The 16,178-nt window shown below is 67.9% G+C and carries 13 protein-coding genes; 7 read left to right on the forward strand and 6 right to left on the reverse strand.

The features are described 5' to 3' along the window. Nucleotides 1-1,242 (reverse strand): serine/threonine-protein kinase (locus DB30_RS31370; RefSeq protein WP_052555962.1); only part of this gene is annotated, 1,242 nt, incomplete at its 3' end. Nucleotides 1,243-1,389: 147 nt separating this feature from the next. On the opposite strand from DB30_RS31370, the gene DB30_RS31375 reads away from it, so the two are divergent. The 3 genes from DB30_RS31375 to tsaA are packed head-to-tail and all read left to right on the forward strand — an operon-like array spanning nt 1,390 to nt 3,836. Further along, complete coding sequence (locus DB30_RS31375) at nt 1,390-2,397, forward strand: fatty acid desaturase (protein ID WP_052555964.1); 1,008 nt, start codon at nt 1,390-1,392, stop codon at nt 2,395-2,397. Then, the gene (locus DB30_RS31380) at nt 2,394-3,131 is read left to right on the forward strand and encodes a GNAT family N-acetyltransferase (protein ID WP_052555966.1); all 738 of its coding nucleotides are present in this window, start codon (nt 2,394-2,396) and stop codon (nt 3,129-3,131) included. Before DB30_RS31375 ends, DB30_RS31380 begins: the two co-directional genes overlap by 4 nt. Before the next feature lie 3 nt (nt 3,132-3,134). Next, on the forward strand, nt 3,135-3,836 hold the full coding sequence (gene tsaA / locus DB30_RS31385) for a tRNA (N6-threonylcarbamoyladenosine(37)-N6)-methyltransferase TrmO (protein ID WP_052555968.1): 702 nt from the start codon (nt 3,135-3,137) through the stop codon (nt 3,834-3,836). A gap of 1 nt (nt 3,837) precedes the next feature. Here tsaA and DB30_RS31390 read toward each other — a convergent pair whose 3' ends face one another. From DB30_RS31390 to DB30_RS31405, 4 genes are all read right to left on the reverse strand, one after another. After that, complete coding sequence (locus DB30_RS31390) at nt 3,838-5,076, reverse strand: serine hydrolase domain-containing protein (protein ID WP_146661440.1); 1,239 nt, start codon at nt 5,074-5,076, stop codon at nt 3,838-3,840. 426 nt (nt 5,077-5,502) lie between these two features. After that, nucleotides 5,503-6,318, reverse strand: a complete 816-nt coding sequence (locus tag DB30_RS31395) for a response regulator (protein WP_146661442.1) — start codon at nt 6,316-6,318, stop codon at nt 5,503-5,505. Between the two features lie 67 nt (nt 6,319-6,385). Then, nucleotides 6,386-7,756, reverse strand: coding sequence for a MiaB/RimO family radical SAM methylthiotransferase (locus tag DB30_RS31400; protein ID WP_052555972.1), 1,371 nt, complete (start codon nt 7,754-7,756; stop codon nt 6,386-6,388). Between the two features lie 31 nt (nt 7,757-7,787). Next, nucleotides 7,788-9,209 (reverse strand): sodium/proline symporter, encoded by a 1,422-nt coding sequence (locus DB30_RS31405; protein ID WP_052555975.1) that lies wholly within the window; start codon nt 9,207-9,209, stop codon nt 7,788-7,790. A 32-nt stretch (nt 9,210-9,241) separates the two neighbouring features. Between DB30_RS31405 and DB30_RS31410 the strand changes: the two genes are divergently transcribed. Further along, on the forward strand, nt 9,242-10,573 hold the full coding sequence (locus tag DB30_RS31410; protein WP_052555977.1) for a hypothetical protein: 1,332 nt from the start codon (nt 9,242-9,244) through the stop codon (nt 10,571-10,573). Then, a complete protein-coding gene (locus DB30_RS31415; protein WP_205633113.1) occupies nt 10,570-11,211 on the forward strand; it encodes an HD domain-containing protein in 642 nt (213 codons plus the stop codon). Before DB30_RS31410 ends, DB30_RS31415 begins: the two co-directional genes overlap by 4 nt. A 42-nt stretch (nt 11,212-11,253) precedes the next feature. Here DB30_RS31415 and DB30_RS31420 read toward each other — a convergent pair whose 3' ends face one another. Beyond that, the gene (locus tag DB30_RS31420; RefSeq protein WP_146661444.1) at nt 11,254-13,119 is read right to left on the reverse strand and encodes a DUF2330 domain-containing protein; all 1,866 of its coding nucleotides are present in this window, start codon (nt 13,117-13,119) and stop codon (nt 11,254-11,256) included. A gap of 212 nt (nt 13,120-13,331) precedes the next feature. Between DB30_RS31420 and DB30_RS41810 the strand changes: the two genes are divergently transcribed. Together DB30_RS41810 and DB30_RS41815 are read left to right on the forward strand one after the other, a co-directional pair. Beyond that, nucleotides 13,332-14,468: an extensin family protein gene (locus tag DB30_RS41810; RefSeq protein WP_052555980.1), complete on the forward strand. Its 1,137-nt coding sequence runs from the start codon at nt 13,332-13,334 to the stop codon at nt 14,466-14,468. Between the two features lie 14 nt (nt 14,469-14,482). Further along, nucleotides 14,483-16,168 (forward strand): gluzincin family metallopeptidase, encoded by a 1,686-nt coding sequence (locus tag DB30_RS41815; RefSeq protein ID WP_205633114.1) that lies wholly within the window; start codon nt 14,483-14,485, stop codon nt 16,166-16,168. Nucleotides 16,169-16,178 lie beyond the last annotated feature (10 nt).

Consider the following 16,178-nt stretch of genomic DNA (forward strand, 5'->3'; position numbering starts at 1 on the left):
GATCCGAGCCGCGCCGGCGACCACCGCGGGCGCGCTCGTGTCGGCCCCGTCCGCGGCCGTGATCGAGGCGGTCACGGGCACGGCGACCGCCTCGGACCTCGGCCCCAAGCCCCACCAGCTCAACAACAAGGCGGCGCAGCCGAGCATGGCCAGGGCCGCGACGCGTCGACGTGTCCGACGATGGGCCGCGGGGTCGAACACGAGCGCGACGGGATTCTCTGTGGCGGCGCGCGCCCCCGCAGACAACACCAACCAACTGTCCTCTTCGATCTCCTCGATCTGCGGCTCACGCTCGAACGCAACCGTCGCCTCGTCCTCTGGATCGTCGTGTACGTCGTGTACGTCGACCATCGCCACCGCGTAGTCCTGTGACGCGTACACCCGCAGCTGCGCGGCCACCTCGCCAGCGTCGGCGAAGCGCTCCCCGATCTGCTTGGCCAGCATCCGCCGCAAGACCCACTCGAACGAGGCAGGCGCATCAAACGGCAGCTCGAACGCCGGCAGCGCGCGGTTGAGGTGCGAGTCGAGCACCCGCAGGGTCGGCCCGCGAAACGGCGCGGATCCGAGGATCAGCTCCCACACCAAGATCCCCAGGGCGTACACGTCGGTGGCCGGGCCGATCGGCTCGCCGCGGATCAGCTCTGGCGCCGCATAGGCCGGCGAGGTCAGCAACGGCAAGGCCCGCAGCTTGTCGGCGCCCGCCTCGAGCGCGGGGACCAGACCAAAGTCGAGCAAGCCGGTCAGCTCGCGCGCGTCGTCGACCAAGATGCTGTGGGGCTCGATCCCGCCGTGCGCCAAGCGCTTGCGGTGCACGGGCTCGAGCGCTGCGGCCACGCGCAGGGCGATCGCTATTGCTTCTCGAAACGAGAGCGGGCGCTCGACCTCGGCCAATGACACGTCGTCGCTCCACGCGGTCACCAGAAACGGACGGCCGTCGAGATCTTCGCCGTAGTCGAGGATGTCGGTGATCGCCGCGACCTCCAGCGCCGCGCTACCACGGGTCTCGAACAGCCGGTCACGCACGCTGGGGCTGGAGAACTCGCGGCGCAATCGCTGCAACAGGACTCGGCGATCCTCGGTCTCGTCGTGACACCGATACAGCTCGCCCAAGGGGTGATTGCGGCCGATCTGCACGACACGGTAGCGATACGCGACCAACTCGCCAGCCCCCAACACATCGCCCGATTCGGCCTCGACCTTCAGCGCATTGAACTCACTCTCACCGTTGTCCTCGTTGTCCATGGACGGCCCCTCCAGCAGTGAAGTGTTGGGGGCCGGCAGCGACGGTTCAGCTTGTTTTCGCGTGATGCATACATACATGTGCCTGTGGGTAGGCACGCCCCTACCCGATTGATTCTGGCGTAGACGTGGTGGACAACGTGTATGCCAATGGCCCACGTCGATCCGCGTCACCGCCCTCTCACCGCGCGCCTGATCAGCGAGTCAGTGTTGGTCGCGTTGGTGTTGGGTGCAGCGGCGATAAAGCTCGATGCGCTGGATCATCCGCTCGCGCGGGCGCTGATCGTCGCTGTGATCCTGCTGCAGGGCTGCTGGCTGCACCGCCTGTATGTGGTCGCCCACGAGGCGTCGCACCGCAAGCTGTGGCCCGCGCACCCCGGCATCAACGACGCGCTTGGCCAGCTCTTGCTGCTGCCCTTGATGCTGCCGCTGCGGATCCATCGCAAGATCCACGCCTTCCACCACGGCCACAACCGCCGCGATGAACGGACCTCGGCGCTCGACACCTTCGTGATCCCGCGCCGAACCAGCGCGCTGGGCCGGGCGCTGAACCGCGCGTGGTGCTACCTGCTGTGGTACCTGGCCGTATTCGCAGGTGGGTTCTTCGTCCACTCGTTGGTGTCGGTGCTGCTGTTCTTGGCCATGCCGATGCGGATCGCCAGGACCATCTCGCCTGCGTTCAAGGGCTGGCGGATCGGCGATCAGCTGCGCTCGCTCGCCAGCTTTGGGCTTGGCGTTGGCCTGCACGTGGGGGTTGCGTGGCTGCTTGGTACCCGCGCCTGGGCGCTGAGCATGGGCTGGCCGCTGCTCGCGTTCGCGTGGGTCTACTCGCTGCTGGTCTATATCTATCACTATCGGACCGACTACGGGCCCGATGTCCGGTTTCACGTGCGCGGGCTGAACCGACACCCGATCGCTTCGTGGTGGTTGCTCAACTTCAACGAGCACGACACCCACCACCGTCAGCCCAAGCTGCCGTGGTACCAGCTGCCCGCGCACCGCGAGCCGCTGCCGCACGCGCACGCCAGCAATCAAAAGTACGATGGCATCGCCGCGGCGATCTTGGCCCAGCTGCGGGGGCCTCGGATCATCGAGATCCCCGAGACCCCCGAGACTATCGAAAACCCGATGCCGCGCGACCCCGGAGCGTCAACGTGATCGAGCTTGGCGAGGGCGCGCGGCTGCGACGGGCCACGCTCGATGACCTCGACGCGCTGCTCGCGATCCGCCGCGCGCTGCCGATGCCCAGCCCATCCGAGCTCAGCGAGGCTTCGCCAACGCTGGCAGACGAGCGGCCCCAGACCCGCCGCGGCGGATTTCTGCTCGGCTGCGATGCGGCCCACTATGCGCAGCTGCTCACGCTCGCGCGGGTGTGGCTGCTCGAGCTCGACGGCGAAGCGGGGGGCTTCAGCGTGACACTGGACGACCCGGTGCTGCGGGCCTCGCCGATCTGGGCGCGGCGCGACGCGATCGCGTGGACGGACGAGGTCGATCCCGCCCAGCTCCCCGCGCGCCGGGTCGCCTACTTCGATCAGCTGGCGGTGCTGCCTCGCATGCGATCGCGCTACTGGGGCGCCGCGCTGGGCCTGCGCGCGCTCGCCGAGCAGATCGTCGAACACGGCCACGACCTGGTGCTCACGACCACCGTGATCGCGCCGGTCCACAATCGCGCCGCCCTGCCCTACCTGGATCAGATCGGCGCGCGACGGGTTGGACAGATCGACGAGCACTACCCAGAAGTGGGCCAGATCGTGTCGGCGATCCACATGCTCGACGCGCCGCGCTATCACCAGCGGCTCGCAGACCTGCGCGACGACCAAGGCCCCGCGATCGCGCGGGTCCAACAGATGCGCAGGCTGATCCGCATCATCGACGCTTCGCTGGATCGCTGACTCATGCCGCCGCCCCCCACCCCGCTCGCGCCGATCTCCCTCACGCCGATCGGTGTGGTGCGCTCACCCTGGAAGGAAAAATTCTCGATCCCGCGCCAGAGCGGCATGGCCACCGAGGTCGAGCTCGTGGTCGAGCTCGACCGCGACCGAATCCCGGCCGAGGCGCTGCGCGGGCTCGAGCAAGCCTCGCACCTGTGGTTGCTGTGCTGGTTCCACGCTTGCGAAGACGAAGGCTGGCGCCCCACCGTCCGGCCACCGCGGCTGGGCGGGGCCGCCCGCCTGGGCGTGTTCGCAACCCGGGCGCCCCACCGCCCCAACCCGATCGCGCTGTCGTTGGTGCGGCTGCTCGCGGTCGAGGATCGACAGCTGCGCGTGTCCGGCGGCGACCTGCTCGACGGGACGCCAGTCCTGGACATCAAGCCCTACCTGCCGTGGGCCGAGCTGCGCCCCGACGCCAGCTGTGAGTGGGCGCCGTCCGGGCCCCCAGGTCTCCCGCTGCGCTTCTCCGCCAGCGCCGAGGCGGCGTTGGCCCGCCACCCCCACGCGGATCAGCTGCGCACGCTGATCCGCCAGAGCCTGTGCTGGGACCCCCGGCCGGCCCACCAGCGCGGCGATCCAGGCCGCGAGTACGCAACCGCGCTGCGCGACGTCGACGTTCGGTTTCGCGTCGACGCCAAGGGCGTGCTCGTGACCAGCGTGGAGTAGGTCAAGGACCGTCGCAGCCTTGCTCGACCTTAGCAGCTTCGAAAGCCGCGAGCACCGCGTCCATCTGGTCCAACCCAAACGGATTGTTTGGGTCATAGACATCGCTCAGCCGCACGACCACGTATTCGTCCTCGGGGTCGACGAATACCAGCTGCCCATAGGCACCGAACGCCATGAAGCCGTCCTCGCTGCCGCTTGGTAGCATCTTCCCCTCGAACTCCGTTCGTGCGGGGGTTGAGGGCATGACGGAGTGACCGTCGTAATTGCGCCACCACAGATAACCGTATGCATCATTGAGGCTGGAGGACGCCTCGAGGGACTCTTGCACGAACGCATTGGGAACCAGTTGCTGGCCCCTCCAATGACCATTCCGAAGGTAGAGGTAGCCAAATTTGGCCATGTCACGGCAAGACGCGGACAGCCCCCGATACATCTGCGGGTTTCCCGCATTGTCGCGAGCCATGCTCACATCCATGCCGATCTTCTCGAATAGCTCGGTCTGCGCGAATTCCTCTACGTCCTGGCCAACCGCGACCTCGAGAACAGCCTCGAGGGACTGGGTGCCATGGTTGCTGTACTCCCAATGGTCCCCAGGCTCATGGTCCTGGCCAAACGAGAGGGCATAGGCAGTTTCGTCCTCGACGCCGGAGACGATGAATAGATCGGTGAAAAAGTCCCACTCGCGCCCGGATGTCTGGCTCATGAGCTCTAAAATGGTGACACCGGCGCTCTCCGTTGCTTGCCAGGCTTGAATGTAGTCCGAGGCGGGGTCTGCGATATCCAGCAGACCTTGCCCCTCTGCGACCCCCACGATCGCGTTGATCACCGACTTCGTGGCCGACATGATATCCGGGACGGGAGTGGAGGCGTCGTAGCCGCTCGCGTACCACTCGCTGACCAACACGCCGTCGTGGATGACGACGACACAGCTGGAATTGGTCTGCTCCGCGACCGTTGCCAATTGCGCGACCCCCGAATTCGAGAGCCCGTGCAGCTGCGGTGCCTCCACGCGCCAATCTGGGTCTGGGTATGTGTGGTGCCCGTGATGTCCGTGATGCCCGTGGTGACCGTGGTATCCGTGGCGCTTGTGCTTGTCTCGCTTTCCCTTGTTGGCATGATGGTTGTGATGGTTGTGATGGTTGTGATGTGAACGGAGCTCATTTTCTTCGAAATCTTCGCCAGCATCACATGCAACGAGCGAAGCCACCGCGACCAGGGCAATTAGCGATGTTTGACCCATAAGCAACAGTATGTACAGGTAAACCTCGACTGCGCAACGATCGATGTGCTTCTATTTAGACACTCTGCGTCGGCATTCATGGAATGCCCCAATGGCCGCGCCAAGGCTCCTTTGTCACTGTCATATTGACCAACGCTTGTCCGAAAGCCCGGTGCGGAAATCGCCCAGCGGGGCCCTGGTGCGGTTCGCGAGAGCTTGGCGCGTCCGTGCGCCTGTATCTCACCGTGCATATTCCCCATCGAGATCGCCAAGCCCCGCGGCCGGTAGCCGTCATTGAATTCGCGCACCACGCGATTCTTGCCACCTGGCGAACCCAAAGAGCGCATACCACGCCAATGACTGCCAACGGATTCGGGGCAAGCCCCTCGAGAAGCGAGACGAAGGTCCTGCGCCCGATTGCCCTACACTGCGGCTCCGCGCGCGTCTTTAGGGCTCGTCGCGCGGGCGCACGCTGGCCGCCTCGGGATCATCGTCGCCATCCGCGTCGCCATCCGCGTCGGGATCCGCGTCCCCGAAGTCGTCCTCGCTGCCTTCGTCGTCGAGATCATCGAGCTCGTCGAGGTCGCGGAACCGATAGCCAACCCCACGCAGGGTCTCGATGTAGCGGCCGACCTCGCCAAGCTTCTTGCGCAGCCGGGTCACGTGGGTATCGACCGTGCGGGTGGTCAGGCCGGCGTGCATGCCCCAGACGTCCGCGAGCAGCGTGTCGCGGGTCTGGACCCGGCCGGCGCGCGACAGCAAGGTTGCGAGCAAGCGAAACTCCAGCGCGGTCAGCCGCACCTCTTGTGCGTTCACCCAGACCCGGTGGCTGGAGATGTCGAGCTCGAGCGCGCCGTTTTGGAGGCGCGAGGGCTCCTCGGTTGGCGCGCCCACGCGCCGCAAGATCGCGCGGACCCGCAGCAACAGCTCGCGGACCGAGAACGGCTTGGTCACGTAGTCGTCCGCGCCGACCTCGAACCCAACCACGCGATCGAGCTCGTCGCCGCGCGCGGTCAGCATGATGACCGGGACCGGACGGGTCCGCTCCGAAGCCCGCAGCTGTCGACACACTTCGGTGCCCGGCAGATCGGGCAGCATCAGATCGAGCAGGACCAAGTCTGGAGGAGGATCCAGCGCCGCAGCCTCGAGACCGGCGCGTCCGCTGGCGGCCCTGCGAGTGGCGTAGCCCTCACGCTGAAGGTTGAACTCCAGCGTGTCGAGCAGGTCCTGCTCGTCTTCAACGATCAGGATGGTGGTCGGCATCGAGCGGTTAGTAACACGCATCCGTGACAACTCGGTCACGAGTTGGCCAATGTCACGTCACGCACGTTTACTCCACGAGTAGCCCGCGCAGCCGCTCACCGGCCAAGGCGTTGGCCCGCACGCGAACCCGTCGCCCAAGCAGGTGATCGGGCCCGTCGAGGGAGATCCTGGTGTAGTTGTCGGCCAGAGCCACGAGCGCGCCCGTCGAGCGGTGTCGATGCCGCAGGATCACCGCTGATCGCTCGCTGCCGAGCTGCGCCTGCGCGAACGCGAGGTGGTTGGCGGCGACACGCTCGCGCAACACCCGACTGCGCGCGGCGGCACGATCCGGTGACACACGACCGCCCATCGTCGCGGCGGCGGTGCCGTTGCGCGGTGACCAAACGAATACATGGGCGAAGGGGATCGCGGTGACTTCGAACAGGGCCAAGGTGCGCTCGAACGCGGGTTCGTCTTCGCCCGGGAAGCCCACGATCACGTCCGTGCCCAGCCCGATCCCTGGCGCGGCTGCGCGCAAGCGTGGGATCAGCTGCTCGAGATCCGCGACCCGGTGGGCCCGTCGCATCGCCCGAAGGATCCCGTCGTCGCCGCTCTGCACCGGCAAGTGAATGTGCTGACACAGGCCTGCGCCGGCCGCCGCATCGACGCCGCGGCCAAGCAGCTCGACGAGCGGCGCGTCGACCTCGTGTGGATCGACGGATCCAAGCCGCAGGCGGGCGCCAGGGTGGTCGTGCAACAGCGTGGCGACGAGCGCGGCGAGGCCCCCCTGCCCGGCCCGATCCGCTTGGCGCTCCGCCCGAAGGTCGCGGCCCCAGCTCCCGAGGTGCGCGCCAGTGAGCACCACCTCGGGCGCCCCCGCTCGCAGCAGCGTTGCCAGCTCCTCGCTCGCGAGCTCCGGTGGCGCGCTGCGGCTGCGACCGCGCACGCTCGGCACCACGCAAAAGCTACATTGATAGTCACAGCCGTCTTGGATCTTGAGCAGCGGCCGGGTCCGCGAAGGCGCCGCAGCGGGCGGCGTGGTCCACGGCCGCGGCCGCAGCTTTCGGGTCAGGCGCGTGACGGACACCAGCGCGCTGGCACCTGCGTCGCGCGAGCTCGATCCGAGCTGCTGCAACAGATCCAGCAGCTCGGGCCCCCGCTTCTCGGCGTTGCCGATCACGGCGTCGAGCTCGGGCATGGCGGCGAGCTGCTCGGGATCGGAGTTGGCGTAGCAGCCCGTGATCACCAGGCGGGCGTCTGGGTTGCGCCTTCGCACCCGGCGGAGCGCCGCGCGGGCGTCGGCATCGGCCGCGTGGGTGATCGTGCAGCTGTTGAGCACGTACAGCTGCGCGTGCTCGACATCCACGCGCTCATGCCCACGCGCGCGCAGCTGCTCGACGATCGCGTCGGACTCGGCCTGGTTGAGCCGGCACCCGTGAGTCTCGACGGCGAAGCGCACGGCGGGAGTATGCGTGTTCGAGCGGGCCCGGTCACCTGGGCCGGCGCGGCGCGCCTGCGTACGCCACGGCTAGCGCTATCACAAAGGGCAGCACCCGCTCGAACGCACCACCGTTGGTGACCGGCCACAGGTGCGCGGCCACGCTGAGCGTGAACCCAGCCAGCATCGCTGTCAGCACCGCCCACGCGCGCGGGCGCCCGCGCCACACCGTGACCAGCAACAGGGGCCCAAACGCAGAGCCCATCGCCGTCCACGCAAACAGGACCGACGAGAAGATGGTCTCGTCGACCCACAGCGCGACCAACAACGCACCGATCGAGACGGCGAGCACGGTGGCCCGGGACCGACGCAGCTGCGCCCCCGGATTGAGCTGCTTGGTGCCCGCGTCACCAAGCAGATCGTGGCTGATCGTGCTGGCCGCGACCAACAGCTGGCTGTCGGCCGTCGACATGATCGCCGAGAGCAAGGCCGCGACCATGATCCCGGCGAGCACAGGCGAGAGCAGCAGCTCGGTGCCGCGCAAGAACGCGTCTTCCCGGCCGGGCAGGTCCGGCGCCAGCACCCGCACGCTCCAGCCCAGCACGATCATGCCGGCGTAGATCACCACCGCCCAGCTCATCGAGATCCGCCGGCCAACGACCACGCCACGCTCGTCACGCAGCGCCATGAAGCGATTGACCACGTGGGGCTGACCTGGATAGCCCAACCCAATCCCCAGCAGGCCCAGCACGAAGCCGATCGCCGCCGCCGCCGGGAGCCCGTTTGTCGCCGCCGCCCACAGGCCTTGGCCGTCGCCGTCCAAGCTGGCGAGGATGCCCGCGAGCCCGACTTTGTAGAGCGCCGCGATCGGCAACAACACGGCCGCGAGCGCCATCATCAAGCCCTGCAGCGTGTCGGTCAGGCTCACCGCCCAGAACCCGCCGAGCATCGTGTAGAGCACGACGATCCCGCCGCCGAGCAGCAGCGCCCACTCGAAGCGGATGTCGAAGGTGTCGGCGAAGGCCTTGCCCGCGCCTTGAAACTGGGCGGCCACATAGGTCAGCAAGCTGAGCAAGATGATCAGCGAGGCCGCGGTGATCACCGCGCGGCGCCGCTCGCTGCCGGGCGGACCGGCGAGCAGCTCCGTCACCGTGATCGCCCCCTGCTCGCGAGCCACGCGACGCAAGGCGGGCGCGAGCACGAACCAATTGAGCGCGAAGCCACCGACGCAGGCGGGCAGCAACCAGATCGCCGCGAGCCCAAACCCGTAGGCGAACCCGCTGACGCCGATCAAGGTCCACACCGAAGACGAGCTGGCCGAGGCGCTGAGCGCCGCGACCACGGGCCCGAGCGAGCGGCCGCCAAGGAAGTAGTCGCTGTCGTCCTTGGCGTATCGCTGGGCGATCGCTCCAATCGAGACCATCGCCAGCTGGTAGACGACCAAGGTCCACAAGATCGCCTGGGTCCGCGACACCGGGCGGAGTGTAACTCGGCTACCATGCGGCCATGCCAAGGCCCGCCACCGCGCTCGCGCAGCTGCTCGCCGTGAGCCTCGTCAGCGTCACGCTTGGTTGCGCGGCCCCCTGCACCCGCGTGCAGGACAGCCACACCGCGTTTCGCAAGGCCACGCTGCCAATCACCAGCGCCGCGCGCCCCAGCCAGGGCGCCAGCGATGGCCGCACGCACGCGAGCATCTCGGTCCCCTACGAGATCATCGACGCGATGGTCGCCAAGCAGCTCGGTCGGCTGCCCAAGCTCAGCGTGCCCGTGCCCGCCGTCGCCGGGGTCTCGCTTGGATCGCTGGGGGTCGGCGTGGAGTCGGTCCGTGCCCGTCCAGCTCCGGCGGGCGAGCTCGGGTTTCGCGTCACGATCGGCCTCAGCCAGGGCAAGCGCGCGGTCATGACCGTCGACGTCGACGCGCGGGTCCGGCCGCAGCTGAGTCCGGCCAGCGGCACGCTGAGCGTGGCGCTGTCGGGGCGCGACGTGATCGAGCTAAAGCCCAGCATCTCGGCGCAGTCACGCAAGCAGCTGGGTGACTGGATCTGGTCGCAGATCCCAGGACCCGCCAAGATGATGGTGGATCGCGGGACCGTGGGCGCGCTCGCTGGCGAGCTCGCGGATCAGCTCATGGGTCAGGCTGCGCGCCTGCTCGAGCACGATCTGCTCGACGATCTAGGTGAGCTCGCCCGCTTCGAGCTCGATCTGCCCGATGAGCTGCCGGTCAGCGCGATCAGCCTGAGCGCGGGTGATCGCTACCTCAACATTGATCTGCGCACGACGCTGCGAGTCGAGCACGGCCTGGCCGGATCGCACGAGCGGCGCGCGGGCATGCATCAAAACTCGATCCAGGTCCGCGTGTCGGGTGACGCGATCGCGGCGCTCGCCAACCATGCGATCCGCGAGGGCCGGATCCCCGAGCGCTGGACCCTCGAGGGCGAGCCCAGCCCCACCGGGGCGGTCTACGCGGGCGTCGGTTGGGCCGAGGGCACGCCCGATCCGCTCGAGGTCCACCTGTGGAAGCTCGACAGCGACTGCGCCCACGTGATCCTGCGCGGCGAGCCGCACCTGGTGGTCGTTGGCCGCGAGCTCGAGCTGGGGGCCGAGCAGGCCAAGGTCCACAGCGTGGTCGGCAGCGCCAAGGTCCGCGCGGGTCTGTTCTTCTCGAAGGCCGCCCGCCGCGGGGTCTCGCTGATCGAGCGGACCGCGGCCAGCACCGAGATCGAGATCGGCGCGAGCACGATGAACGCCCAGATCGTCGCGGCCGAGATCGACGGCGACGAGCTGGTGCTGGGCCTGGGGCTGGTGGCTGGGCCAGCGCCGACAGAGCGGGCACGATGACCACCGGGACCACCGGGACCCCCCTGACGATCCGTTGGGTGGCGCTTTGCAGCGACGACCCGCGCGAGCCAGAGCTGCTCGTCGAGCTCGCTTCGCGCTACGCGGAGCCCCACCGGGCCTATCACGGCCTCGCGCACCTCGACGCGCTCGCGCGGCTGTATGGGGACGTCGAGCGCGGGCCCGGCTGGGTCCACCCCGCGGAGGTCAAGCTCGCGATCTTGTTTCACGACGCGATCTACGAGCCCGGCCGCGGCGACAACGAAGCCCGCAGCGCCGCGCTGGCCGGCGAGCGGCTCGCCGACTGGCCGATCGATCTTGGCCGGGTCCAAGCGATGATCCACGCGACCGCGGCCCACGATCGAGTCGACGCGCGCGGCGATCCAGATCTCGCCCTCTTCCTCGACGCCGACATGGCGATCATCGGAACGCCGCCCGCGATCTACGACGCGTACACACGCGGCGTGCAGCAAGAGTTCGCCAAGATCCCAGCCGCGATGTTTCGCGCAGGTCGGCGCGCGTTCGTGGTCGCCCAGCTGGCCCGCGCGTCCCTGTTTCACACGTCATTCTTTCGTGATCGCTACGATCGACAGGCCCGCGCCAACCTCGAGCGAGAGCTCACCGCGCTCGATGCCACCTAACCAGCTGAGGTGAGGCCAGGCCCCACCCGTCCGCGGGGGCGCTCAGTCGCGTCGGCGCAGGCTCGCGCCGATCCCCAACAGCCCCAGCAGCGCGAGGCCGCCGCCTAGATCTTGCTGTGAGTCAGTGTTGGTCGAGCACGCGCACGAGGACCCCTCGCCGTTGATCCCTGCGTCGCCGGTCCCATCGTTGCTGGTCCCGCCGTCGCCGTCGCCGTCGCCGTCGCCGTCGCCGTCGCCGTCGCTGTCGGTGTCGCTGTCACCGTCTCCATCGCCATCGCCATCCCCGTCGCCACCGGGCGGCCAGCCGTTGGTTTGGTTCCACGCCGCCAGCAGCTCGTTGATGAGCTCGGTCCGATCGCTCAGGTTCTGGTTGGGCCCCACCATCACGCCCAGCTCGACGTCCTCTTCCCAGGGCATCTCGTCACCGCCGACGTCCGGCCACACGTTGGGGCTCGGCATGTAGACCTCGCGGCCATCGGGCAGCGTGAACACGGCCCCACCCGCGCACAGCAGCTCGCGGGTACCCATGCGGGTGTTGTCGACGTCGGCGAGCTCGGTGTTGGTGTGAAAGATCGGGTCGACGGTCATCTCGTTGGGCGAGATCGTCGTGTACATGCGGGTGAGGTAGGGCCAGGTGTCGAGCAGCTGCTCGGCGTGGATGCCCGGCTGGATCACCCGCTGGTCGAGCGCGGCCGAGAACGCCGCGGCGTCCCAGGCCCCCTGATCGATCAAGCCGGCGTAGCAGAGCATGCAGCTGTAAAAATCGCCCGGATCGACGCCATTGGGGACCGGCAGATATTGAGCCATGAGCCCCTCGACCAGCGGGTGCATGGCGCACTCGATCGTCATCTGGTTGTTGGAGCAGCTCATCAGCCCCTGCAGCTCGAGCTCGTCGCCAACGGCCGCCGGGGTGTTCTCCATCATCGCAAACGGGGCGGCGCTCCAGTTGGGCTCGACCAGCCCAGACTTGGAGACGACGCCGCTTCCGCCCGCGTACTCGGTCACGAACGCGTTGCCCTCGGCCGCGAACGCGTCGACGGCCAGCGACACGACCTCTTTGTAGTTCGACCCCAGCGACAGCCAATCGATCTTGAGCGGGTTGACCAACACGTGTCGATAGTTGGAAGGCACCGCCCGCGCGTCGGACAGGAAGAACACGCGCACGCTCATGTCCTCGACCGCGGCGATCCGGGTCAGCTTGAGCGGCACACAGGGCTCGTCGCCCAGGTACTTCAGCACGATCGGGTGGATCTCCGAGACCTCCACGTTCATCGCGAGCTTGAGCGCGACGAACATGTAGCCCGCTTGCAAATACTCATCGAGGATCGGCTCGGCCGCCGGGTCCTGTTGGTAGCCGTTGTCGCCCAGCCAGGTCATGACGCCGGCCACGTCGCCGCCTTGCAGCACCGCGATCTCGTAGGCTCCCACGACATCCTTGAACACGACCATGGGATCGCCGTCGCCGTCGCCGTCCCCGTCGCCCCCGTCGCCGTCCCCGTCACCCGTGTCGCCGCCATCGCCATCCCCGTCCCCCCCGCACGGCTCACTGAAGGTGTTGAAGCCGTAGACCGGGACCGTGCCCGTTAGCATGTTCTGGAACAGCGCCTCGGACCCAACGGAGAACTCGGGGATCACCTGCATGGGGATCACCCACGCGAACTTGTCGGCGTCGGCCTCGGGGTCGTACTGAATCTGGATGTGGGCCTCGACGCTGTCCTCATCGATGATGAACAGGATGTTCTCGCCGGTCTGATCGACGGGCATCGACATCGGGCCGTTGTCACAGAAGGTCCCACCGCAGGCCTCGGCCGTGGGCGCGCCAACGAAGGTCAGGGGCAGCGCAGCGAGCAACGCCAGCGGCGTGAGAGAGGGTCGAATGGCCGAGAAAGGGGCGAAGATGCGCTTCATGCTAGGGCTCCTCAGTAGAGGTACCCCCAACCGGTGAAGCGATCATCACCCCCGACGTTTTTGTGCCCAGCCCGACGTGACCGCCCGAATTCGCGCCCTCGCAGCGGGCCGCGGGCGTCGTTCGGCGAAGTTCGACGGACGGTCCACATAACGGGCGGACCGGCCTATGCTGCCCCATGCTAGTTTGGCCTCGCTCGCCATGGGTCGTCACGTTGCTTGCCGCCTCCGCCCTGTGCGCGTGCCTCGATGGCGAGACCCGGCCGAACGGAGACGACGGCACCAGCTCCGACACCGGCCTGGAGACCGAGTCGAGCGCGACCCACAGCTCGACTGGAGACGGGGACGGCGATGGCGATGGCGATGGCGATGGCGACTCTGGAGACGGCGACGGCGACCCTGGAGACGGCGACGGCGATCCCAACGCCTGTGACCCAACTCCATCGAGCTGGGATCCGTGGATCGGCGGACCGTGCGTCGACGACCTCGACTGCGCGTACGAGGGCAGCGCGTGTCTGCGCGAAGACGAGGGCTGGCCGTGTGGCACGTGCTCGCAGCCCTGCGAGCAATTTTGTCCCGACATCGACGGCGCGCCCGAGAGCTTCTGTGCTGATCAGGCGCTCGTGGATCCCTTCGCGCCCGACGCGGGGGCGTGCCTGCAAAAGTGTGATCCCAGCAAGCTCCCGGGTGGCGGCTGTCGGCCGGGCTACGGCTGCACCCTCGTGCAGCGCCACGCCGATCCCGGGGTCTGGGCCGCCGTGTGTCTGCCCAAAGAATTCGCGCCGCCGCCCAGCGAGTGTCAGCAAGCGCTCGACGCCGCTGGGCTGCTGTGGGTCCCGGCCTACATCCCGCTGGATCACCCGGACACGCACCCCGATCTGGACTGCGTCATTGATGAGCCAGTGCGCCTGTTTTCGCCGGTCAACGGGATCGACTATCGCTACATCAGCAACGAGGACCCGACCCCGCTGTTGGTCTCGTGCGAGATGGCGCTGGCGCTCGACATGCTCAGCGAGCTGCTAAAGAGCAAGGACGCGATCGAGGTCGCCCACATTGGGACCTACAACTGTCGCGTGATCTCCAACACCGACACGCTCTCGGAGCACAGCTTTGCCCACGCGATCGATCTGGGCGGCTTCACGCTCGAGGGCGGGCAATACATGACCGTGCTCGACGACTGGGAAGACGGCGTCGCCGAGCCTGTGACCTTCGCGGGACAATGGTTGAAGGACCTGACGGACAAGCGCCACGAGCAGGGTATCTTCAACATCATCTTGACGCCTGAGTACAACGCCGCGCACGACAACCATTTTCATGTCGACCTGACGCCCGGCGCTGACTTCTACGAATGACGTATACTGGCGCGATGATGTGGGTCCTGCGATCTCGGTGGTTGTTGGTGCTGGTCTGTGCGGGCGTGATCGGCTGCGGGGATGAGCTGGCCGACGGCGGCGAGACTGGGGGGACTGACACGAGCACGGGCGATGGCGATGGCGACCCCGGCGATGGTGACGGTGACGGTGACGGTGACGGGGACGGTGACGGTGATGGTGACCCCGGCGATGGCGATGGCGACCCCGGCGATGGCGACGGCGACGGCGACGGGGACGGGGATGGTGATGGCGACGGTGATGGCGACGGGGACGGGGATGGTGATGGCGACGGTGATGGTGACGGAGACGGCGACGGCGACGGCGACGGCGACGGCGACGGCGACGGCGAGTGTGTTCCCGGCGCATTGATCCACGCCCCTGCCCCCGTCGACCTCGATGGCCTGCACGCCGTCCCGATCGACATCCTCGACATCGACGCCAGCTTCGAGTTCGACGCCGCGGGCAGCTCGGCGTACGTGTCCGGCGTGATCAGCTTCCAGGTTGGCGAGGACGGCGGGCACCCCCTGTTCGATCTTCGCCAAGCCCACGAGTCGCTCATCCTCGACGGCGAGCTGATCGACAACAGCCTGCTCGCGCGCCACGACTTCGGCCCCGGCTGGGCCCAGGGCTTCTCGATCCTCGCGGTCGAGCTCGACGCCTGCTCGCACCACGAGCTCGAGTTCGCCTACCCGCTCGCGGTCCCCAACGCGCCGCTGGCCTCGGGCCTGAGCTACGCGCAGGCACCCGCCCGCGTGTACTTCGACGTGTTCATGTCGGATCTCAACCCGGGCCGCTACCTCGAGTCGTGGCTCCCCGCCAACATGCCGTGGGACCGCCACCCGCTGCACATCGGCGTGAGCCTGAGCGGCGCTGGCGAGCCGCATGAGCTGATCACCAACGCCGAGCTCGAGCAGATCGAGCCCCACACCTGGCAGCTCGAGTTCGCCGACGCCACCACGGCGATGGCCCCGATGGTGTTGATCTTCCCCGCCGCCGAGATCCAGCTTGCCAGCGGCGTCCACGTGGCCGCCAACGGCCAGGACATCCCCTATGAGCTGTGGGTCAACGACAACCTGGGCACGCCGCCCGAGGCCTACGTCCCGCAGCTGCTTGGCGACCTCGACGCGTTCGTGCTGTCGACCGGCGACTACCCGCACCCGCGCGCGACCGCCTACCTGTATCAGACCAACCGATCCATGGAGTACGCCGGCGCGACGACGTCGTCCCCCGCCGCGTTTGGACACGAGGTGTTCCACAGCTGGTGGGCCCGCGGCCTCGAGCCCGCGACCTACTCCGACGGCTGGATCGACGAGGCCTGGGACATGTTCAACACCCAAAACGGCGTGGCGCTGGTGCCCGTGCCCTTCAACTGGAACGCCGGACCGGTCCAGCTGTTTGATCCCCACCCGTTCGCGCGTGACACCCCAGACGCCTCCTACTCGAGCGGGCGCCTGCTGTTCGCCGGGCTCGCAGACCTGCTCGGTGTCGCGCAGCTGAGCGGATCAATGGCAGACTTCTACGTGGCGGGCCCGGTGCCGCGATCGATCACGACCGCCGAGCTCGAGCGCCACCTGTATTGCGACAACGGCGAGCTGCCCGAGATCCGCCAGGCCTTTCATCGCTTCGTGTACGGGCTCGGGGGCATGGCCGCGGCGCCCGCGATCGACTACTGCGATTGACTACTGAGCG

Origin of the sequence: Enhygromyxa salina (assembly GCF_000737335.2) — a bacterium.
In the GTDB taxonomy this organism is placed as follows: Bacteria; Myxococcota_A; Polyangia; order Nannocystales; family Nannocystaceae; genus Plesiocystis; species Plesiocystis salina_C.